This is a genomic window from Chlorobaculum thiosulfatiphilum (genome assembly GCF_006265165.1).
In the GTDB taxonomy this organism is placed as follows: Bacteria; Bacteroidota; Chlorobiia; order Chlorobiales; family Chlorobiaceae; genus Chlorobaculum; species Chlorobaculum thiosulfatiphilum.
The window spans coordinates 19,033-38,516 of record NZ_VDCH01000019.1 but is presented as its reverse complement, the minus strand read 5'-3'; the positions used below and the strand labels follow the sequence as shown (position 1 = coordinate 38,516).

The 19,484-nt window shown below is 56.9% G+C and carries 18 protein-coding genes and 1 tRNA gene; 14 read left to right on the top strand and 5 right to left on the bottom strand.

All coding sequences use genetic code 11. The annotated features are described in order from the left end of the window. Positions 1-45: 45 nt before the first annotated feature. From nuoL to FGF66_RS08900, 7 genes are all read left to right on the top strand, one after another. Positions 46-2,280 (top strand): NADH-quinone oxidoreductase subunit L, encoded by a 2,235-nt coding sequence (gene nuoL / locus FGF66_RS08930; protein WP_170181306.1) that lies wholly within the window; start codon positions 46-48, stop codon positions 2,278-2,280. 43 nt (positions 2,281-2,323) lie between these two features. Further along, complete coding sequence (locus FGF66_RS08925; RefSeq protein ID WP_139457300.1) at positions 2,324-3,961, top strand: complex I subunit 4 family protein; 1,638 nt, start codon at positions 2,324-2,326, stop codon at positions 3,959-3,961. 38 nt (positions 3,962-3,999) lie between these two features. Then, a complete protein-coding gene (locus FGF66_RS08920; RefSeq protein WP_139457299.1) occupies positions 4,000-5,535 on the top strand; it encodes an NADH-quinone oxidoreductase subunit N in 1,536 nt (511 codons plus the stop codon). A 251-nt stretch (positions 5,536-5,786) separates the two neighbouring features. After that, positions 5,787-6,866, top strand: a complete 1,080-nt coding sequence (locus FGF66_RS08915; protein ID WP_139457298.1) for a hydrogenase small subunit — start codon at positions 5,787-5,789, stop codon at positions 6,864-6,866. Positions 6,867-6,884: 18 nt separating this feature from the next. Then, the gene (locus tag FGF66_RS08910) at positions 6,885-8,603 is read left to right on the top strand and encodes a nickel-dependent hydrogenase large subunit (protein ID WP_139457297.1); all 1,719 of its coding nucleotides are present in this window, start codon (positions 6,885-6,887) and stop codon (positions 8,601-8,603) included. Positions 8,604-8,615: 12 nt separating this feature from the next. Then, the gene (cybH, locus tag FGF66_RS08905) at positions 8,616-9,302 is read left to right on the top strand and encodes a Ni/Fe-hydrogenase, b-type cytochrome subunit (RefSeq protein ID WP_139457296.1); all 687 of its coding nucleotides are present in this window, start codon (positions 8,616-8,618) and stop codon (positions 9,300-9,302) included. A gap of 147 nt (positions 9,303-9,449) precedes the next feature. Continuing rightward, positions 9,450-9,917, top strand: a complete 468-nt coding sequence (locus tag FGF66_RS08900) for a HyaD/HybD family hydrogenase maturation endopeptidase (RefSeq protein WP_170181305.1) — start codon at positions 9,450-9,452, stop codon at positions 9,915-9,917. A 77-nt stretch (positions 9,918-9,994) separates the two neighbouring features. Here FGF66_RS08900 and folE read toward each other — a convergent pair whose 3' ends face one another. Next, entirely contained in the window at positions 9,995-10,669 is a 675-nt protein-coding gene (gene folE, locus FGF66_RS08895; RefSeq protein WP_139457295.1) for a GTP cyclohydrolase I FolE, read from the bottom strand. Then, entirely contained in the window at positions 10,629-11,078 is a 450-nt protein-coding gene (locus tag FGF66_RS08890) for a 6-carboxytetrahydropterin synthase (protein WP_139457294.1), read from the bottom strand. The genes folE and FGF66_RS08890 overlap by 41 nt, the downstream gene beginning before the upstream one ends. Before the next feature lie 315 nt (positions 11,079-11,393). On the opposite strand from FGF66_RS08890, the gene trxA reads away from it, so the two are divergent. Next, positions 11,394-11,699 carry a thioredoxin gene (trxA, locus tag FGF66_RS08885; protein ID WP_139457293.1) on the top strand — a complete coding sequence of 102 codons (306 nt, stop codon included), beginning with the start codon at positions 11,394-11,396 and terminating at the stop codon, positions 11,697-11,699. 66 nt (positions 11,700-11,765) lie between these two features. Here the strand turns inward: trxA and FGF66_RS08880 are convergent, their stop codons facing one another. Next, positions 11,766-12,461, bottom strand: coding sequence for a zinc metallopeptidase (locus tag FGF66_RS08880; RefSeq protein WP_139457292.1), 696 nt, complete (start codon positions 12,459-12,461; stop codon positions 11,766-11,768). A gap of 229 nt (positions 12,462-12,690) precedes the next feature. Continuing rightward, positions 12,691-12,763, bottom strand: a tRNA-Met gene (locus FGF66_RS08875). A 293-nt stretch (positions 12,764-13,056) separates the two neighbouring features. On the opposite strand from FGF66_RS08875, the gene FGF66_RS08870 reads away from it, so the two are divergent. From FGF66_RS08870 to FGF66_RS08845, 6 genes are all read left to right on the top strand, one after another. Beyond that, a complete protein-coding gene (locus tag FGF66_RS08870) occupies positions 13,057-13,707 on the top strand; it encodes a hypothetical protein (protein ID WP_170181304.1) in 651 nt (216 codons plus the stop codon). Positions 13,708-13,884: 177 nt separating this feature from the next. Beyond that, the gene (locus FGF66_RS08865) at positions 13,885-14,802 is read left to right on the top strand and encodes an alpha/beta hydrolase (RefSeq protein ID WP_139457291.1); all 918 of its coding nucleotides are present in this window, start codon (positions 13,885-13,887) and stop codon (positions 14,800-14,802) included. Positions 14,803-15,007: 205 nt separating this feature from the next. After that, positions 15,008-15,721: a hypothetical protein gene (locus FGF66_RS08860; RefSeq protein WP_139457290.1), complete on the top strand. Its 714-nt coding sequence runs from the start codon at positions 15,008-15,010 to the stop codon at positions 15,719-15,721. A gap of 89 nt (positions 15,722-15,810) precedes the next feature. Beyond that, positions 15,811-17,142, top strand: a complete 1,332-nt coding sequence (locus tag FGF66_RS08855; RefSeq protein ID WP_170181303.1) for an NfeD family protein — start codon at positions 15,811-15,813, stop codon at positions 17,140-17,142. A 2-nt stretch (positions 17,143-17,144) separates the two neighbouring features. After that, entirely contained in the window at positions 17,145-17,894 is a 750-nt protein-coding gene (locus tag FGF66_RS08850; protein WP_139457289.1) for a slipin family protein, read from the top strand. Between the two features lie 39 nt (positions 17,895-17,933). Continuing rightward, complete coding sequence (locus FGF66_RS08845) at positions 17,934-18,392, top strand: universal stress protein (RefSeq protein WP_139457288.1); 459 nt, start codon at positions 17,934-17,936, stop codon at positions 18,390-18,392. A gap of 82 nt (positions 18,393-18,474) precedes the next feature. Here FGF66_RS08845 and meaB read toward each other — a convergent pair whose 3' ends face one another. Next, complete coding sequence (gene meaB, locus FGF66_RS08840; protein ID WP_139457314.1) at positions 18,475-19,473, bottom strand: methylmalonyl Co-A mutase-associated GTPase MeaB; 999 nt, start codon at positions 19,471-19,473, stop codon at positions 18,475-18,477. Between the last annotated feature and the right edge of the window lie 11 nt (positions 19,474-19,484).

Here is a 19,484-nt window from a genome sequence, read left to right as displayed (position 1 = left end):
CGGTAAAAGACTTATAGCTGCAAATTCTTTGTAAAACGAAACATGATGCACAGTTTAATCCAGTTATCGATCGCTGTCCTGCTCCTGCCGCTGCTCTCGTTTGTGGTGTTGATTTTTTTCAACCGCAGACTGCCGCGCGGTGGCGATTTTGTCGGACTCGGTCTGTTGGGAACCTCTCTGGCTATCTCCCTCTATATCTTCTGGAACGTAATCGTTCAGCACTACGATCCGGCGTTCAGTGTTGCCTGGAATTTTACCTGGCTCGACTTCGGCAATGTGCCCGGCGTTGGTCCGCTCCAGATCAAGATGGGTATCGTGATCGACAACCTCACAGCGATCATGCTGGCGATGGTCAACCTCATCAGCTTTCTGGTGCATCTGTACTCGACTGGATATATGCATGGTGAAAAGTATTATGGACGCTTCTTCGCCTATCTCGGTATCTTCACCTTCTCGATGTTCGGCATCGTGCTCTCGGACAACCTCTTCTCGATCTATATCTTCTGGGAGCTTGTCGGTCTTTCGTCCTACCTGCTCATCGGTTTTTATTTCCACAAGGACAGCGCCGCTGATGCGCAGAAAAAGGCCTTCCTCACCAACCGCATTGGTGATATCGGCATGTGGCTCGGTATCCTGATTCTCTATTCGCAGTTCCACACCTTCGGCTACCAGGAGATTTTTGATCATATCAAGAACGGCGACTTCCACATGTCGCAGGCCTGGCTGACCGCTGCTGGCGTACTGCTCTTCATGGGCTGCGTCGGTAAATCGGCCCAGTTCCCGCTGCACGTCTGGCTGCCGGACGCCATGGAGGGTCCGACTCCGGTGTCGGCGCTCATCCACGCGGCGACGATGGTTGCGGCCGGCGTCTATTTCGTGGGGCGTATCTTTGTGATCCTGACCCCCGACGCCCTGCATGTGATCGCCTTTATCGGCGCGTTCACCGCATTCATGGCGGCGACCATCGCCATCACGCAGCACGACATCAAGCGTGTGCTTGCTTACTCGACTGTTTCGCAGCTCGGCTACATGGTGCTCGGCCTCGGCGTCGGCGCTTATTCCGCCGCGCTGTTCCATCTTCTGACGCACGCTTTCTTCAAAGCCTGCCTCTTCCTCGGTTCGGGCGCGATCATCCACGCCATGCATCACGAGCAGGACATGCGCTGGATGGGTGGCCTGTACAAGAAGATGCCCTGGACGTTTGCAACGTTTATGACCGCCACGCTGGCTCTTGCCGGTCTGCCGCTGACCAGCGGTTTTCTCTCGAAGGACGCCATTCTGGCCGGCGCGCTCGGTTTCGCATCGGTCGAAGGCGGCGGAATTTTCTATCTGATACCGGCGCTCGGCTTTGGCGCGGCGGTCTTGACCGCCTTCTACATGGGCCGTCAGATATGGCTGGTTTTCTTCGGTGAGAGCCGCACTCATCTCAAACCGGCTGAAGAGCACGGCCACGACGCTCACGCCGCGCATGGTCACGACGACCATCATCACGAGGTTCACGAGGTTGCCTGGAATATGCGGCTCCCGCTGGTCGTGCTGGCTACGCTCTCGGTCTTCATCGTATTCTCGCCCGATCCGCTCGATGGCGGCAAGGGCTGGTTCATGCACCTGATCCAGACCCCGGCGACGGTTGTCGCATCGACCGGGGCCGCGCACGAAGGCGCCGGACTGCACGTTCCGGAAGCTGGCAAGCTGCTGGCCGAGGCGCACACCGATACCCAGCATGTCGAAGCCGCCGCATCGCATGAGGCTGAAGGACACGGCCCGGTCTTTGCCGATCCTCGTCAGGCCGAGATTGCGCATATGACGCACGAGAACCACTACACGGCCATCAAACTGTCGTCGATCATGGTGGTTATCGGTATCGGTATGGCGCTTATTTTCTATGTGTTCAGGTTCATTGATCCTGACAAGACTGCTCAAGCTATCCGTCCGCTCTATCTCTACTCGTTCAACAAGTGGTACTGGGACGAAATTTACGATGCGACCTTCATCAAGGGTTCGATCCTGATTTCGAAGATTCTCGCCTGGTTCGACACCAATATCGTTGACGGCATTGTCAACGGCGTTGCGACCATCTTCAGGAAGTTCGCTTTCGCCAATGGCAGCTTCGACAAATATGTGGTGGATGGTCTGGTCAACTTCACTGCCTTCACCGTCCAGACAACCGGCGCTGTATTCAGGAAGGTTCAGACGGGCAAGGTGCAGACCTATCTGGTGATGGTTGTTGTCGCGGTTCTTGGCTATTTCGCCTTTTACCTTGTCCATCTCATGAAATAACCGAACGATTTAATTTACTCTCCGAACATAACAGGTACTGAACATGCTGAGCTTAATTGTATTTCTGCCGATCATTGCCGGACTCATCATTTTGGCTGTGCCTTCGTCGCAGAAGCAGATCATCAGGATCGTCTCGCTCCTGGCCGCTCTCGGCCAAGGCGTGCTCGCCGTCCTCATCTGGCGCCAATACGATCCGACCATGGCGGGCATCGTGGCCGCATCCGGCGGATCGCCTTTCGGCTCCTTCCAGATGATCGAAAAGATTCCGTGGATTTCGCTCGATCTCGGTTCGTTCGGCCCCCTGAACATCGAGTATTTCCTCGGCGTTGATGGCATTTCGATCACCATGGTGCTCCTGACCGCCCTGATTTCAGCCATCGGCGTACTTTCGAGCTGGACGATCCAGAAGCAGGTCAAAGGCTACTTCATCCTTTACAACCTGCTTGCTACGGCAATGATGGGGTGCTTCGTAGCGCTCGACTTCTTTCTCTTTTACGTGTTCTGGGAGTTGATGCTTCTGCCGATGTACTTCCTCATCGGTATCTGGGGCGGCCCGAACCGCGAATATGCAGCCATCAAGTTCTTCCTCTACACGCTGTTCGGTTCGGTCTTCATGCTGCTCGTCATGATCGGTCTCTATTTCAGCGTTATCGATCCGCTTACCGGTCACCACACCTTCAGCCTTGTCGCTATGGCTGACCAGGCCAACTATATCAAGGGCGCTATTCTCGGTCCCGACAGCGTCACCTGGAGATATGCCGCGTTTATCGTGCTCTTCGTCGGTTTCGCCATCAAGGTTCCGATGTTTCCGTTCCATACCTGGTTGCCTGACGCGCACGTCGAGGCTCCGACTCCGATTTCGGTCATTCTGGCCGGTGTGTTGCTGAAGCTCGGTACCTACGGCATGATGAGGATCAACTTCCCGCTTTTCCCTGAAGTGTTTCAGGCCGGTATGTATGTGATCGGCGTGTTCGGCGCGATCAACATCATCTATGGAGCGTTCTGCGCTCTGGCCCAGCAGGATCTGAAGAAGATGGTCGCTTACTCGTCGATCAGCCACATGGGCTACGTGCTGCTCGGTCTTGCCGCCGCGAACAGCGAAGGCATGCTCGGCGCTCTGTACCAGATGTTCAACCACGGCACCATCACCGCCATGCTCTTCCTTCTGGTCGGTGTTATCTACGACCGCGCGCACTCCCGTCAGATCGACAAATTCGGCGGTCTGGCCTCCTATATGCCGGTCTATACCGGTTTCGTGACCGTCGCCTGGTTCGCCTCGCTCGGTCTGCCTGGCCTCAGCGGCTTCATTTCGGAAGCCTTCGTTTTCGTCGGCGCATTCAGAGAGGAGGTGACCAGGCCAATCGCTATCGTTTCGGTGCTCGGTATCGTCTTCGGCGCGGCTTACCTGCTCTGGTCGCTCCAGCGCATGTTCCTCGGCAAGCGCAAGCCGGATGCCCTGTACGATCTCGAGGTCGATGCGCATGGCCACGAGCACATCCACTTCCACGACTGGAAGGGCAAGCTCGATCTCGACGCTCGCGAGCTGACCATGCTCATTCCGCTTGGCATCATAGTCATTGCGCTCGGTATCTATCCGATGCCGGTCATGGGTCTTTTGACGACCAGCATTAATAAACTTGTTCAGGTTCTCGCGCCGGTTGCCATGTCGGCCGTGCATTGATCCGGTGTTCCGTTTAAAAGCATAAACGTTGGAGAAATATGTTCGAAATGCCATCAGGCGCTGAAATACAGAGCATCATCTCGATCCTCAAGGGCGGCGCCGGATTTTTTGTCCCTGAAATCTATCTGTCAGCACTCTTCATGGTGCTGATCATTCTCGATCTCGTCACGGGGAGAAAGAACGCCCGCTTCCTTGCCGCGGTCACCATAGCCGGTCTCGTCGGCAGCCTCTACTATATTTTCAAGCAGCAGGCCATGCCGGATACGGAGTTCTTTTTCGGCATGTACGCGCTTGACCGGTTTGGTATCTTTTTCAAGTACTTTTTCGTGGCATCGGGCATTCTGGCCGTGCTCCTCACCGTGATCGACGATCAGCTCAAGAAGCATGAGTCAGGCATGGGCGAGTACTATGCCCTTCTGGTCGCGATGGTCGTCGGCATGATGATGATGGCCTCCTCGACCGATCTGTTGATGATGTTTCTCGCCATGGAGCTGGTCAGCCTTTCAGCCTATGCGATGACCGGCTACCTCAAACGCGACCCTCGCTCTTCGGAAGCCGCGCTGAAGTATCTGGTGTATGGCGCGGTCTCGTCGGGCATGCTGCTGTACGGTTTTTCACTGCTTTACGGTATGACCGCCCAGACCAACCTGACCCGTATTGCAATGGTGCTGGCCGCGCATGGTTACGATCCTCTGGTGATGATCATGGCCGTACTGCTCATCATGGCGGGACTTGGCTACAAGATGGGCGCAGTGCCATTCCATTTCTGGAGTCCAGATGTTTACGAAGGTGCTCCGACTCCCGTGACCGCGTATCTCTCTGTTGGTTCCAAGGCTGCCGGTTTCGCCATGCTCATGCGCTTTTTCTTCGTGGCTGTGCCTCACGGCATGGATATGTATGTCAGCCCGCTTCATATCGACTGGCTCATGATCCTGATGCTGGTCTCCGCGGCTTCCATGATCTACGGCAACGTCGTGGCTATCTGGCAGAAGAATGTCAAGCGTCTTCTGGCTTACTCATCGATTGCTCATGCCGGTTATCTGCTGCTTGGCATCATCACCATGGATCAGCTCGGCACCCAGTCGGTTCTGGTGTACTTGGCCTCTTATCTCCTGATGAACTATGGTGCTTTTTATGTGGTGATTCTCATCGCCAATCGCACCGGCAGCGAGAACCTCGATGATTACCGGGGCCTCGGCAAAAAGATGCCGCTCGCAGGCGCCGCGCTGACGGTATTCCTCATCTCGCTCGTCGGATTGCCGCCAACCTTCGGCTTCATTGGAAAGCTGATGATCTTCTCGGCGCTTCTTTCCAAAGGCAGCCTCTTCATGTGGCTTGCCCTTATCGGCATCCTGACCAGCGTCATCTCGCTTTACTACTACATGCTGATTCCGCTTAACATGTATCTGCGCGAATCGGAAAGGCCTGAAGAGGGCGTTGTCGAAACCGGCATGGGCGCGAAGCTCGTGACCGCCACGCTGATGATACTGACGCTTTACTTTGGTCTTTTCTTCCAGCCAATCGCTAACTATGCAAAATATTCATCGGTTCTCTTTGGAGCATTTCTGAACTGAATGACTTGACATAAGTGGCGATAAAAAGCCTTAGAAAACCCGGTCATTCTTTGAAATAGCCGGGTTTTTTTATTGTATAAGAATGATATGGTTAATAAATTTCCGGGAGATCTTTGGTTTCTGAAATAACAATTGTTATGTATATTCTGCTATAACAAGTAGATGTTAACTCAGTAAACGGGAAAAGGGCAGTCTGAAACTTCTTTATTTCCGGTTACAGTCAACCACTATCCATATTCACGGAGGTGTACATGCCCGACAAGCAAACTTATGCGGAGGTGTTTCAGAGTCGCGGCCTTTCCCGCAGAGATTTTCTGAAGTTCTGTTCCCTCACTTCGGTCTCCCTCGGTCTTGCGCCATCACTGCTTCCAAAGGTCGTTCACGCCATGGAGACCAAGCCCCGCACTCCGGTCATCTGGCTTCACGGTCTCGAATGCACTTGCTGCACCGAATCCTTCATCCGCTCCTCCCACCCCATTGCCGCCGATGTCATCATGAACATGATCTCCCTCGACTATGACGACACCCTGAGCGCGGCGGCGGGTCATCAGCTCGAAGAGGTGAGGCGGAAGATCATGAAAGAGTACAAGGGGCAGTACATTCTCGCTGTCGAGGGTAATGTTCCCACAAAGGATGATGGCGTTTATTGCATGGTCGGGGGGGACTCGTTTCTGAATGTCGTGAAGGAGACCGCCGCCGATGCTGCCGCGGTGATCGCGTGGGGAGCCTGCGCCTCGTTTGGTTGCGTACAGAATGCCAAGCCAAATCCGACCGGCGCGCAACCGATCGACAAGATCATCAAGGATAAGCCGATCGTCAAGGTGCCGGGCTGCCCGCCCATCGCCGAGGTGATGACCGGCGTGATCACGCACGTGCACACCTTCGGCAAGCTGCCGGAACTCGACAGAATGGGCCGCCCGAAAGCGTTCTACTCCACGAGAATTCACGACAAGTGCTATCGCCGCGCCTTTTACGACGCCGGTATGTTCGTGCGCGGCTTCGACGAGGAGTCCACCCGGAAAGGGTGGTGCCTCTACAAGATGGGGTGCAAGGGGCCGACCACCTACAACTCCTGCTCGAAGATTCAGTGGAACGAGGGTACCAGCTTTCCGATCGGTTCAGGCCACCCCTGCATCGGTTGTTCCGAGCCGAATTTCTGGGACAATGGGCCATTCTACACAAGACTGGCGGATGTTTCGTTCCTCGGCACGGACACCACCGCCGACAAGATCGGCATGGTGGCGGTTGGCGCGGCGGCGGCAGGAGCGGCGGCTCACGCGGCTGTCACGGCGGTGAAGAAGACGCAGCACGACAAAGAGTCAGAAAAGTAAACCAAGGGAGTACAAGGCATGGCTAAAAAAATAGTTGTCGATCCGATTCCCCGCATCGAGGGGCATCTGAGAATAGAGGCGAAGATGAACGACGCCAATGTCATCGAAGAGGCGTACAGCACCGGGACGATGTGGCGCGGTATTGAGGTGATCCTGAAAGGGCGTGATCCGCGCGACGCCTGGGCTTTCGCCGAGCGCATCTGTGGCGTCTGCACGACGGTGCACGCGCTGGCGTCGGTGCGCTGCGTCGAGGACGCCCTCGGCATCGAGATTCCGCCGAACGCGCGCATCATCCGGAACCTGATGGCCGCGACGCAGCAGACGCAGGATCACCTCGTGCATTTCTACCATCTCCACGCCCTCGACTGGGTCGATGTGGTCAGCGCCCTCAAGGCTGATCCGGCGCAGGCTTCAGCCATCGCGCAGAGCATCTCGCCCTGGCCGAAATCGTCGCCCGGTTATTTCAAGGATTTGCAGCAGCGGCTCGTGGCGTTCGTCGAGAGCGGCCAGCTCGGTATCTTCTCGAACGGCTACTGGGGCCATCCGGCCTACAAACTGCCGCCGGAGGTGAACCTCATCGCCGTGGCGCACTACCTCGAAGCGCTCGATTTCCAGAAGGAGATCGTCAAGATCCAGACCATCTTCGGCGGCAAGAACCCGCACCCGAACTACCTCGTCGGCGGCATGGCCTGCGCCATCGATCCCGACAGCGACACGGCGATCAACATTGAGCGGCTTTCGATGGTCAAGAAGATCATTGACGAGACGCAGACCTTCATCGACCAGGTTTACATTCCCGACCTCATCGCCATCGCCGGTTACTACAAGGAGTGGCTCTACGGCGGCGGGCTTGGCAACTTCATGAGTTACGGTGACTTCCCGGAGACGAACCTCAACGATTTCAAATCGCTGCTCTGGCCGCGAGGCGTCATCCTCAACAAGGATTTGTCCACCATCATCGACGTCGATCCGCGCGACATGTCGCAGATCAAGGAGGAGATCGGCCACAGTTGGTACACCTACAGCAACGGCAGCGACAAGGGCTTGCACCCATGGGAAGGGGAGACCAGCCCGAAGTACACCGGCCCCAAGCCGCCATTCGAATTCCTCGACACCGACAAGCAGTATAGCTGGCTCAAGACGCCGCGCTGGAAAGAACAGCCTGTCGAGGTTGGCCCGCTTGCCCGTGTGCTGATAGCCTATGCGAAGGGAGATCCGATGATCAAGGAGACCGTCGGCATGGTGCTCGGCAAGCTTCAGGTCGGCCCCGAAGCGCTTTTTTCGACGCTTGGCCGCACCGCCGCGCGCGGCATCGAGTGCAAGCAGACCGCCGGATTCATGGGCCATTTCTACGACCAGCTCGTGGCCAACGTCAAGGCGGGCGATTACAAGACCTTCAACAGCGAGCGCTGGGAACCATCGAGCTGGCCGAAAGAGTGCAAGGGCTTCGGCTATACCGAAGCGCCGCGCGGATCGCTCGGCCACTGGATCAGGATCAAGGACGAAAAGATCGACGAGTACCAGATCGTGGTGCCCTCCACCTGGAACGCCTCGCCGAGGGACAATCGCGGCAACTCCGGCGCTTACGAAGCCGCGCTGAAGGGCACGCCGATGGTCGATCCCTCCAAGCCGCTCGAAATCCTGCGCACGGTGCACTCGTTCGACCCCTGCCTTGCCTGCGCGTCGCATCTGTACGACATGAACGGCAATGAAATCACCAGGGTAACTATCGTTTAAACGGAGATTTACATGGGCAGAATAATCGAGGAAATCTATGTGTGGCGTCTGCCGGTGCGGCTCTACCACTGGATCAATGCGTTCAGCATCGTCGCCCTGATGATCACCGGCCTGTACATCGCCTCGCCTGTCATCAATCCGCCGCTCGGCGAAGCGGTGTGGCAGCACAACTTCGTGATGTGGCGCTACGTCCACTACTGCGTGGCCTTCGTCTTCATCGGCAACTTTCTGTACCGCATGTACTACGCGCTGCTTTCGGACGACAAGTACGCCAAGTTCGCCGGTTTCAGGCCGTGGTCTCCCGGATGGTGGGGCAAGCCGTTCAGGGAGCAGGTGGAGTCGTACCTGTTTCTGAGGCAGGACGAGCCAAACTACGTCGCTCACAACCCGGTCGCCGCGCTGGCGAACTTCATCTTCATCTTCTGCGGCTCGACCTTCATGATCCTGACGGGCTTGGCCATGTACGCCGAAAACCGTCCCGGCAGCTTTCTCGACGCGGCGTTTGGCTGGATTCTGCCGCTCTTCGGCAGCAGCTACAACCTGCACTACGCGCACCACATCGTCGCCTGGGTCTTTCCGTTCTACGTGATCATGCACCTCTATGCCGTCTTCCGCCACGACATAGTCGATCGCACCAGCGTAACCTCTTCGATCATCACCGGTTACAAACACAAGGTGGAAGACGAAGCGGCAGCGTGAGGAGAATGATGAATTATGAATGATGAATTGAAGAGTGGTGCATTGGCTGTAGGGGCGGCTCTCATGGCCGCCCTCGGCGTTATTCCTATAAGTCCCAACTGTCCCACTTGTCCCAAGAGTCCCATAATCTTTTAGCCTTTCTCTTTCTTGAACAAAATCAACGTAGTCGGTCTTGGCAATATTCTCTTCGGCGATGAAGGTTTCGGCGTGGAAACGGTTCGGGCGCTTGAGGCTTCCGGCGATTGGCCTGAACATGTGCAGTTCGTCGATGGCGGAACGCAAGGGCTGTACCTGCTCGATTATTTCGAGTCGTGCGACGCGCTCATGGTCTTCGACTCGATCATTCCCACCGAGTTCGAGCCGAAGGTCTATCTCTATCGTAAAGAAGAACTTCCGGCGTTCATCCACCGCAAAATGTCGGCTCACCAGATGGGACTGAGCGAACTGCTTGCCGTGGCCCGGCTGCATGGTCGCGAACCGTCGGAGATCGTGCTCATCGGCGCTCCGCCTCACGACCTCGGCCTCGGCAATGGCCTGAGCGAGCCGATGCGCGGCCATCTGGCTCGGGCAGTCGAAATGGGGAGCGAAGTACTGCGGGAGTGGCTGGAACAGTGAAGGCTTGCGACTCTCCGTCGATTGCCGGAAAGAGTCGCAAGCCTTGCCGTTTTGCGTGAAGGTTTGCCGACGCGCGGTCAGCGATTGCCGATCAGGCGCAGGAACTCGCTCCGGGTGGACTGGTTGCTCATGAACTCCCCGGACATGGCCGACGTGGTCGTTACCGAGTTCTGCTTTTCGACGCCGCGCATCACCATGCACATGTGCGTCGCCTCGATCACCACGGCCACGCCGCGCGGATTGAGCACGTTCTGGATGGCGTCCCGAATTTGCTGCGTCAGCCGCTCCTGAACCTGCAAGCGCCGGGCGAACACCTCCACGACTCTCGGAATTTTCGACAGCCCCACGATCTTGCCGTCGGGGATGTAGGCCACGTGCGCCTTGCCGAAGAAGGGGAGCATGTGGTGCTCGCACATCGAATAAATATCGATGTCCTTGACCAGCACCATTTCGTCGTACGACTCGGTGAAGACCGCCTTCTTGAGCAACTGCTCCGGATCCTGCCGGTATCCCTTCGTCAGGAATCGCAGCGATTTCGAGACCCGTTCGGGAGTCAGGAGCAGTCCCTCGCGTTCCGGATCCTCGCCGACCCCTTTCAGCAGCGAGTAAACGGCGTCGGCCATCGAGTCGAGCGTCTCCTCTTCACGATCATGCTCTTCGTCGAAGCACTCGTCGAGATTGCATGACGCCAGATGTGATTGCCCGATACGGTTATTCTCCACGGTAGGTGACACTGTTTTTTCCTGTTTCATGTATTTTGACTTCATGGAGTCTAACCTCCTTTTTGGTAATGGTTTCCAGTTGGGATTCGAGAATCTCCCAGACGGTGACGGCAAGAATTTCCGTAGTCGGCACATGGCCCGCGAGTTCGCTGACCTCATGGTTCAGATGCCGGTGGTCGAAGCGCGCCACGATCTGTTCTTCGAGAATTTTTTTCAGCTCCTTGAGATCGAACAGGTAGCCGGTTTTCCGGTCGATGATGCCCGACAAGGTGATTTCAAGCAGATAGTTGTGGCCATGTCCAAACGCTCCGGAGCATTTGCCGTAGAGCCGCCGGTTCTCCTCATCCGATAGTTCCGGATTGAACAGACGGTGGGCGGCATTGAACTCGATTTGGCGTGTAACGTAAATTTTTCTCGGCTTTTCGAGTATGTCGTTCATCGACGGTATCGCTGATTTTTCATTGACCGCCTGCCAGCGCTTGCCGGATGGCGGAGATGTGATGTGAATTTCCAGATAAACCCGGCCTGCCGGTTATAAGTTTCAGCCACTGCCGCCCATAACTTCCGTGCGATTCTGCGATTGGTGACAACGATACAACATCCGGGGCCAGAAATGAAACGGTAAACGGTCGAGTCCTGTTTTTATGACAGAAAACGCCAGAGCTGGAATTTTTTATCGGGTTCAGGCAATTCAGGTCACCCGGCGTGATGGCGGTTTTCCGTAGATTTCACACAACAAACAAATGGCACCCCTATGGCTCAAACACTTGACGATCTCATCAGGAGCAGCGAACTTCCCGTATTCATCGATTTCTGGGCTGACTGGTGCGGCCCGTGCAAAATGGTGGCCCCGGCGGTCAAACAGCTTGCCAGCGAGTTCAAGGGACGGCTGACCGTGGTGAAGGTCAACGTTGACCGGCAGCCCGACGCGGCGGCAAAATTTGAGGTTCAGGGCATACCGGCGCTGATGCTTTTCGTCGGCGGCCAGCTCAAGTGGCGCACCTCGGGTGCTTTGCCGTATCAGCAAATTCGCAAGGAGGTGCTGAAGGTTGTTGGGTGAGTTCGGTAGCTTTTTGATCACAAACAAAGAGGGCGGCTCATTGTGGCCGCCTTGTTTTTTCAACGCTCAATTATTCCGGCGGTTCATCAGCGTGACGTAGTAGAGCAACTGCATGATTGCTTGAGCGGCGGCGGCTACGTAGGTCAGGGCTGCGGCGTCGAGCACGGCGTTGACTCCCGCCATTTCGCGCGGTGAGACGATGCCCTGCGAAACCAGCAGCTCCTTGGCGCGGCGGCTGGCGTCGAACTCGACGGGCAGCGTTACCAGCGCGAACAGCGCCGTGCCGCCAAACAGGATGATTCCCGCCCACGCCAGCGAGCTTCCAAGGACGCCGTGCATGAACAGGCCGATCATGAAGAGGATCGGCCCGAGATTGCTGCCGATAGAGACCACCGGCACCATCGCCGAGCGGATGGCGAGCGGCGAGTAGTTCACCTTGTCTTGCAAGGCGTGACCGGCCTCATGGGCGGCCACGCCAACCGATGCGATGCTCGGCAGGCGGTAAACCTCCTCGCTGAGCCGCAGCACCTTGCCGCGCGGGTCGTAATGGTCCGACAGCATTCCGCTGGTCATCTCGACGCTTACATTGCCGAGGCCGCCTCGCTGGAGCAGCCGAATGGCGGCTTCAGCGCCAGTAACGCCGCTTTGTGTCGCCACTTGCGAATATTTTTTGAATGTCGATTTTACCTTGAACTGCGCCCAGAGGCCAAGCAGCAGCGGTGGAAGCGCGAAGAGAAAATATGAGGGATCGAAATAAAACATGGTTTTGTCGAAATATGGTGAATGGTGTAACGATGTAAATCTGTCAAAAAAAACAGCAATAAGGCGAGAATCGTTTCGATGCACCGTGACAGCAACGAGTGGTCATCGCGTCACGGTGCCGCCGATCTCAAAACGATGAACGGTTAAAATCAGGAAGCTTGCGCATGGGGAAGGGGGAGAGCGGCAAAAAAAAAGCCGCCCTATACTAACTTGGACGGCTTTTTTTTAGTGGTGGGGACAGGACTTGAACCTGCAACCTTCGGGTTATGAGCCCGACGAGCTACCAATTGCTCCACCCCACGATGTTATGGCTCTTAATCTAAGAGAATATTCGGATTGTGCAACTTATAATTCCGAAAAATCAAAAATATTATTGACGAGGTCAGTTTTTCGTGGTCAACACCATCCTGCTGAAATGCACAATGCCCGGAAGATTGTCAGAGATTTCCGGGCGTCGCGGCTTTTATACGGTTACGAATCTTTGGCTTTCGTCGCCACGATCCAGGCTCTGTCAGGGCAATGGTGGCGGCGGATTGGTGTGGAGGCTCTGCGCTGGCGGGTCGTACTGTAGAAAACGCCGGGCCTCACCGATCTCGTGCCGCACTACGAGTTGACGATTGTCCGCAAAACGCCCGACGAGTGCAAGGCGATCGTCGAGGATGGAGCGGTCATCGCCTATGACTTGAAGCAGGATTTCGGCATTTCAGGTCACTATACTTATGCGATTGCCAACCCCGTTTATTCGCCGCGTCCGTACGCTGACATGAGTGACTACTATCGGCCGACCGCATTGAAGGACGCCGTGCCAGACTTTCCCAAGGCCAAGGAAGCCCGTCCGGAGCCATTTGAGAAGTTCATTGCCGGGCCAGACCTTTTTTCCTGTCTGCTGCCCGTTGGCTGGAAACGGAGTTCCGCCGATCCGGAGGGTGATGCAAAAGCCGGGATTTACGAGGTGCAGCTCCAGAGAGAGGGGCTTGCAACGCCGGAGGATGGCGAGAAATACTACTTCCCGCATCCGCTCATGTACGTTGACGTCAGGGTGAGCGCCAAAGGTGAGTATGTGCTCGCGGCCACCTCGAAGTACGGCGCCGGCAACATGGCGTTCGTGCTGCTCGACAAGCAGGGCGAGGTGGTGTGGCGCGAAAAGCGCTCGAGCAATCTTTCGTGGGCGGTCAACGCCTATGGCCGGTTTTTTTTGACGGAAGCGGGTTTGAAATCTACGATCTCAAGTCGAAATCGTTCATGAAACGTCGCTTTCCCGCCCGGAAGCGCTGAGTTTCGCTGTTGCCCGGACCGCGCCTTGCCATAGCGTCCGGTTTCGTTACCCTCGGAGTGACTGCCTGTTTTTTGTTCCGCAAAGTTCTTTGGAATATATTTCGTGAAAAGCACGTGACTCGCTTCAACAGTCAAAACGGGAGACAACATGAGCAGTCAGTTTTCAACTCCGACGCGCGAGAATGAGTGGCTCGGCTATTATGACCGCTTCGGCTATTTCTCTCCGGAAGCGGTGCGCGACGGCTGCCAGCCGCGAATCATGGAGCATCCGGAACCGCCGAAAAAAGCGATTGTGCTGGTGCACGGGCTTTCCGACTCTCCCTGGTTCATGACGGCGATTGGCGACTATTTTTTCAAGCGTCTCGGCTATAACGTCTATATGCCGTTGCTGCACTGCCACGGCCTGAAAGAGCCGAACGGCATGGAGGGGGTCGAACTCGAAGAGTGGAAATCGAACGTCAGCTTCGCCATCAATACGGCCTCGGCGAAAGCGAGCGAGGTTTCAATCGGCGGCCTCTCCACCGGCGGCGCGCTGGGGTTATACATGGCGGCGATCAACCCGAAAATCCAGGGAGCGCTCTACCTCTTTTCGGCGGCGCTCGATCTTGCGGGCGGCCCGTTCGGCCTGGTCGGCGAGCTGAAGGAGAAACTGCTGCTCACCTTTCTGGCCGACCTGCTCGATTTCAACAGCCCGCTGATCGGCGACAATCCCTACCGTTACAGCTTTGTGGATATGGATGGCGCGTCGCAGCTTGCCCGGCTCATCAAGGAGACCGACACCATCATCGACCTGTTCGACCCGCGATTTCCCTTCCCCGAAAAAGTGTTCGCGGCGCACTCCGAATCCGATGAAACCGCGGACATCGCCGGTATCGAGACGTTGCGGAATGTCTCCGATCCGGAGCGATTCAGCGTTTTCAAAATCGCGAAAAATCTCGGCGTGCCACACGCCAGCGTCGTGCTCGAAAGGCCGGTTGTCAGCAATGACGGCAAAGAGCTGGAACCCCGAAATCCGCTCTTCCCGGAGATGATGCAGGCGATAGCGGATTTCGAGAAAATCGGGTGAAGCGTTTTTTTTGTCGTTTTTGACAAATGAAGTTCGGTTTCGATCTGGATTTCGATTGTAAGACAGCACAGGAAATGACGTGGAGTGTTATGTCATTGAACACTTTGTGATGACTTGTTGTTTAGCAGGCATATGGGCATCAAGTGCGACGAAAGTATGATTTGAGATAAACTCTCCTGATCTTTTCAATGCAAGTCTTATTCCCATGAAGCTTTCTGAAACTGCTGCAAAAGCTATTGCCGCTTATGACGGGATCGAATTGTGGAGGAACGCAGTATCGGTTGAAACGATCGTCAGCGCCTCGGGACTTGCGTTCATCCTGAAAAGGCGGCCCTATTTCAGCCATTCGAAAATGACCATGGATGCTCACCGGCCCTATTGCCGGTTCGTCCCGATTGGTCGTGACCCCGGTATCACTGGAGTGCTTGATGGCGGTGATGTGCGACTTGAAAATGCTCAGGGCCAGGTTATCGAAGAACGCCGGAATGCGCGAAGTTATTTCAAGGCTGGCCGGAGACTGTTCTACTGGGATGATCTCGATATGTCCTATTTCGCCAATTACGCTTCATGGAACTACTTTACGCTTCCAGCCCTGCTTTTGCGTGAGGATATCGACTGGAGTGAACCTGAACCGGGGAGGCTCAGAGCTGTGTTTCCCGATCATATTCCGACGCACAGCAGGGTGCAGCAGTTTCGGTTCGATCGCAAAACCGGGCTCCTGACCCAGCACGATTATACGGCGGACATCATCAGTCCGCTCGCGACGGCGGCCAATGTTGTGCATCGTCATTCAGAAAATGCCGACGGGCTGGTGTATCCTTCCGAAAGAGTGGTAACCCCGAGAAGCTTCAAGGGAAATCCGCTGCGCAAACCAGTGCTGATCCATCTTTACCTTCACGATTACCGGGTCATACGCTGATGCATTCCGACGCCGGTTCAGAGGAACTATCCTGTTTGATTTGTTATTGTTATGATTGATGATGTAGCAGTCAATTGAGTGTCTTCAGCATGATTCAGACAATAATGAGCGGGTTCCTGAAAATAGGCGTGATGCGAATGATCGCTTTGTTGGTCTGCATGGCGTTCGTTCCTGTTCGCGTTGAATCGGCGGGAATCCGAACCATGTCGCTGACGGGGAGCGTCAATCCCGGCAGCGCGGCGTATTTTCTTCGCGTACTCAACGAGGCGAACCGGTCGGGCGACGAGTTGCTGCTGGTCGAACTCGATACGCCGGGCGGGCTGGTTGCGTCTCTGCGCCAGATGGTGCAGGGGGTGATGGCCTCGCGTGTGCCGGTGGTGGTCTATGTTGCGCCGTCCGGGGCGCAGGCGGCTTCGGCGGGAGCGCTGCTCTTGCTCTCCGCCAATGTGGCGGTGATGGCTCCGGGCACCGAGACAGGCGCGGCGCATCCGGTCGATATTAGCGGCGGCGTCGGCGAGAAGGGGAGCGTGATGGGCAAGAAAATCGAGAACGATCTTGCCGCCTTCGCCCGGAGCCTCGCACAGAAGCGGGGCCGCAGCCCCCAATGGGCGGAGCAGGCCGTGCGCGAGAGCATCGCCTCGAGTGCGTCGGAAGCGCTCGCGGCGGGCGTCATCGACACCGTGGCGGCGAATCGCAAAGCGCTGCTCGCCTTTCTCGACGGGCGCACGGTGACGACCACCGCCGGAGCCGTGACCATCCGCACGTCGGGCGTGACGGTGCGTGATGCCTCGCCCACCTTCCGCGAACAGGTGATGATGACCATCGCCGATCCCAACATCGCCTATTTTCTGCTGCTTCTCGGTATCGCCGGACTCTATTTCGAACTCACGACGCCCGGCGCGGTTTTGCCCGGCGTGACCGGAGCGATTGCCCTCGTGCTCGGCGCGTGGGCGATGCAGCTCTTGTCGGTCAACGTGACCGGCCTTCTGCTCATCCTGCTCGCCATCCTCTTTTTCGGCCTTGAAATCTTCGTCGTCAGCAGTGGCGCGCTCGCTATCGCCGGGCTGGTCGCGCTCTTCATCGGCTCGGTGATGGTGTTCAATCAGCCGGAGATTGGCCTCTCCATCGACTGGTGGGTTTTTCTGCCGCTTTTTCTTTCATTTTCGGCGGGAGTCCTGTTACTTGTCTTTGTGGTGCTCCGCACGACCCGGAAGAAGGCGCTCTCCGGCAGTGAAGGGATGGTTGGCGAAACGGGCACGGTCGAACGCGCGATCGGAGATGGCAAGATCGGCAAGGTATTCGTGCATGGCGAACTATGGGACGCAACGGCAAATGGTTCGATTCCCGCCGGATCACGGGTGATGGTGACAGGGGTCGATGGGATGATGCTCAAGGTGAAACCAAAACCAAACGAGGAGTGACGATGATTTCAATTAATATTCTGGTGGTGCTGGTGCTTGCGGTGGCGTTTTTTGTCTCCGCCGTCAAAATTCTGTCCGAATACGAGCGAGGGGTGATTTTCCGGCTTGGCCGGATTATCGGAGCCAAAGGGCCGGGACTGATCATTTTGATTCCCTACATCGACCGGATGGTGCGGGTTGACTTGCGGACGGTGACGCTCGACGTGCCTTCGCAGGACATCATCACGCGCGACAACGTGTCTGTCAAGGTGAGCGCCGTGGTCTATTTCCGGGTGCTCGACCCGATCAAGGCGATCATCGATGTGGCCGATTTCCATTTCGCCACCTCGCAGCTCGCCCAGACTACCTTGCGCAGCGTTTGCGGACAGGGTGAGATGGACAGTCTTCTCTCCGAGCGCGACGAGATCAACGCGCGCATCCAGACGATTCTCGACAAGGACACCGAGCCGTGGGGCGTCAAGGTGAGCAAGGTCGAGGTCAAAGATATCGACCTGCCCGAAGAGATGCGACGCGCGATGGCCAAGCAGGCCGAGGCGGAGCGCGAGCGGCGCTCGAAGATTATCAACGCCGAGGGCGAGTTCCAGGCGGCTCAACGCCTCTCCGAAGCGGCGGCCATCATCGCGCAGAATCCTATCGCCCTTCAATTGCGTTACCTGCAAACCTTGCAGGACATCGCCACCGAGAACAATTCGACCACGATCTTCCCGGTGCCGATCGATCTGTTCAAGTCGTTTTTCGATAAAAAAGCGTGAGTCGTTTTTTCATTTAACCAATCATCAAACGATACGGCCATGATTACCATCAAGTCGATTCTCTGCCCGATGGATTTTTCCGATGCATCGAAGAATGCCTATCGGTACGCCTGTGAGTTCGCCAAATCGATGGGGTCGAAGGTGATCCTGCTGAACGTGATCGAGCCGCGACCGATAGCGGCGGAGATGAGCCTGAACTACATTCCGCTCGAAGAAGATCTCGCCGCCGCCGCCAAGGAGGATTTCACCCCGATGCTCGATCAGGCCAAGGCGGCGGGAATCGACGTGAGCGCTGACGTGATCATCGGAATTCCCGCAGAGGTGATTCTCCAGCAAATCCTCGATGTTGACGTGAGTATGCTCATCATGGGATCGCACGGCAAAACCGGCCTCAGCCGTCTGCTGATGGGCAGTGTCGCCGAAGCGGTGGTGCGCAAGGCGCAAGTGCCGGTGCTGATCGTCAAGGCGAATGAGAAGGAGTTCATCGGGGAAGGGTAGGGGGAGGGAGAATTATGAATGCTGAATGTTGAATTGCAATCTGTAGGGGCGGCTCTTGTGGCCGCCCTGAGCGGGTTGAGGCTCATTTCCCCCGAAATGCTTTCAGCAGCTCAACGGCTCCGCTGAAAGGACTCAGCGAACCGGCGAGCACTTGCTGCTCGATCTGCTCTTTTGCGGCTTTGACCGCCGGGGCGTTGTAGAACTCGCGTTTCAGGCGCTCTTCGGCGATGGCGTGGAGCAGGTGGCGCGACTGCTCGCGTCGCTGCTCGCGCCACTCGCCGCTTTGCCGCATCGCTGCGGCGAACTCTTCGATGTTTTCCCACACTTCGCTGATGCCCGCGCCTTCGAGCGCGGAGGTGAGCAGCACTTTCCGCTCCCATCCGGGATGTTTTTCCGGCAGAAGCCGCAACGCCGACTCGCAGTCGGCCTTCGAGACCTCGGCAATCCTGCGCCGTCCCGCGTCCGCCTTGTTTACGGCGATGGCGTCGGCGATCTCCATGATGCCGCGCTTGATGCCTTGCAGCTCGTCGCCCGATCCGGGGAGCATGAGCAGCAAAATGAAATCGACCATCGAGTTGACCACGATTTCCGACTGGCCGACGCCGACCGTTTCGACGATGATGACCTCGTAACCGGCGGCTTCGCAGAAGAGGATCGTTTCGTGCGTTCGTGGCGCCGCGCCGCCGAGGTAGCCCGACGACGGCGTCGGGCGGATGAAGGCTTCCGGGCGGGCGGCGAGCTTCTCCATGCGGGACTTATCGCCGAGGATGCTGCCCTTCGAGCGGGAGCTGCTTGGGTCGATGGCAAGCACTGCGACGCGCTTGCCCGCGTCGGTGAGATGAAGCCCCAGCGCTTCGATGAAGGTGCTCTTGCCCGCCCCCGGCGCTCCGGTGACGCCGACGCGGATCGAAGAGCCTCCACTGCCGAGGCAGCGGTCGAGAATCTCGTGCGCCAGCCACTCGTGCTCCGGGCGGCTGGACTCGACGAGCGTGATGGCGCGGCTGAGCAGGTGACGGTCGCCGCTCCTGATGCCCTCGACGAACTCCCCGATTGTCGGTTCATGCCGTTGCCTGCCGCTCATCGCTTCGTTCG

Coding starts and splice junctions, on each gene's coding strand:
- FGF66_RS08845 (WP_139457288.1), top strand. CDS start 17,934: ATGATTACCATCAAGTCGATTCTCTGCCCGATGGATTTTTCCGATGCA.
- trxA (WP_139457293.1), top strand. CDS start 11,394: ATGGCTCAAACACTTGACGATCTCATCAGGAGCAGCGAACTTCCCGTA.
- FGF66_RS08850 (WP_139457289.1), top strand. CDS start 17,145: ATGATTTCAATTAATATTCTGGTGGTGCTGGTGCTTGCGGTGGCGTTT.
- cybH (WP_139457296.1), top strand. CDS start 8,616: ATGGGCAGAATAATCGAGGAAATCTATGTGTGGCGTCTGCCGGTGCGG.
- FGF66_RS08925 (WP_139457300.1), top strand. CDS start 2,324: ATGCTGAGCTTAATTGTATTTCTGCCGATCATTGCCGGACTCATCATT.
- FGF66_RS08890 (WP_139457294.1), bottom strand. CDS start 11,078: ATGAACGACATACTCGAAAAGCCGAGAAAAATTTACGTTACACGCCAA.
- FGF66_RS08910 (WP_139457297.1), top strand. CDS start 6,885: ATGGCTAAAAAAATAGTTGTCGATCCGATTCCCCGCATCGAGGGGCAT.
- FGF66_RS08915 (WP_139457298.1), top strand. CDS start 5,787: ATGCCCGACAAGCAAACTTATGCGGAGGTGTTTCAGAGTCGCGGCCTT.
- folE (WP_139457295.1), bottom strand. CDS start 10,669: ATGAAACAGGAAAAAACAGTGTCACCTACCGTGGAGAATAACCGTATC.
- FGF66_RS08920 (WP_139457299.1), top strand. CDS start 4,000: ATGTTCGAAATGCCATCAGGCGCTGAAATACAGAGCATCATCTCGATC.
- FGF66_RS08855 (WP_170181303.1), top strand. CDS start 15,811: ATGATTCAGACAATAATGAGCGGGTTCCTGAAAATAGGCGTGATGCGA.
- FGF66_RS08880 (WP_139457292.1), bottom strand. CDS start 12,461: ATGTTTTATTTCGATCCCTCATATTTTCTCTTCGCGCTTCCACCGCTG.
- meaB (WP_139457314.1), bottom strand. CDS start 19,473: ATGAGCGGCAGGCAACGGCATGAACCGACAATCGGGGAGTTCGTCGAG.
- FGF66_RS08860 (WP_139457290.1), top strand. CDS start 15,008: ATGAAGCTTTCTGAAACTGCTGCAAAAGCTATTGCCGCTTATGACGGG.
- nuoL (WP_170181306.1), top strand. CDS start 46: ATGCACAGTTTAATCCAGTTATCGATCGCTGTCCTGCTCCTGCCGCTG.
- FGF66_RS08865 (WP_139457291.1), top strand. CDS start 13,885: ATGAGCAGTCAGTTTTCAACTCCGACGCGCGAGAATGAGTGGCTCGGC.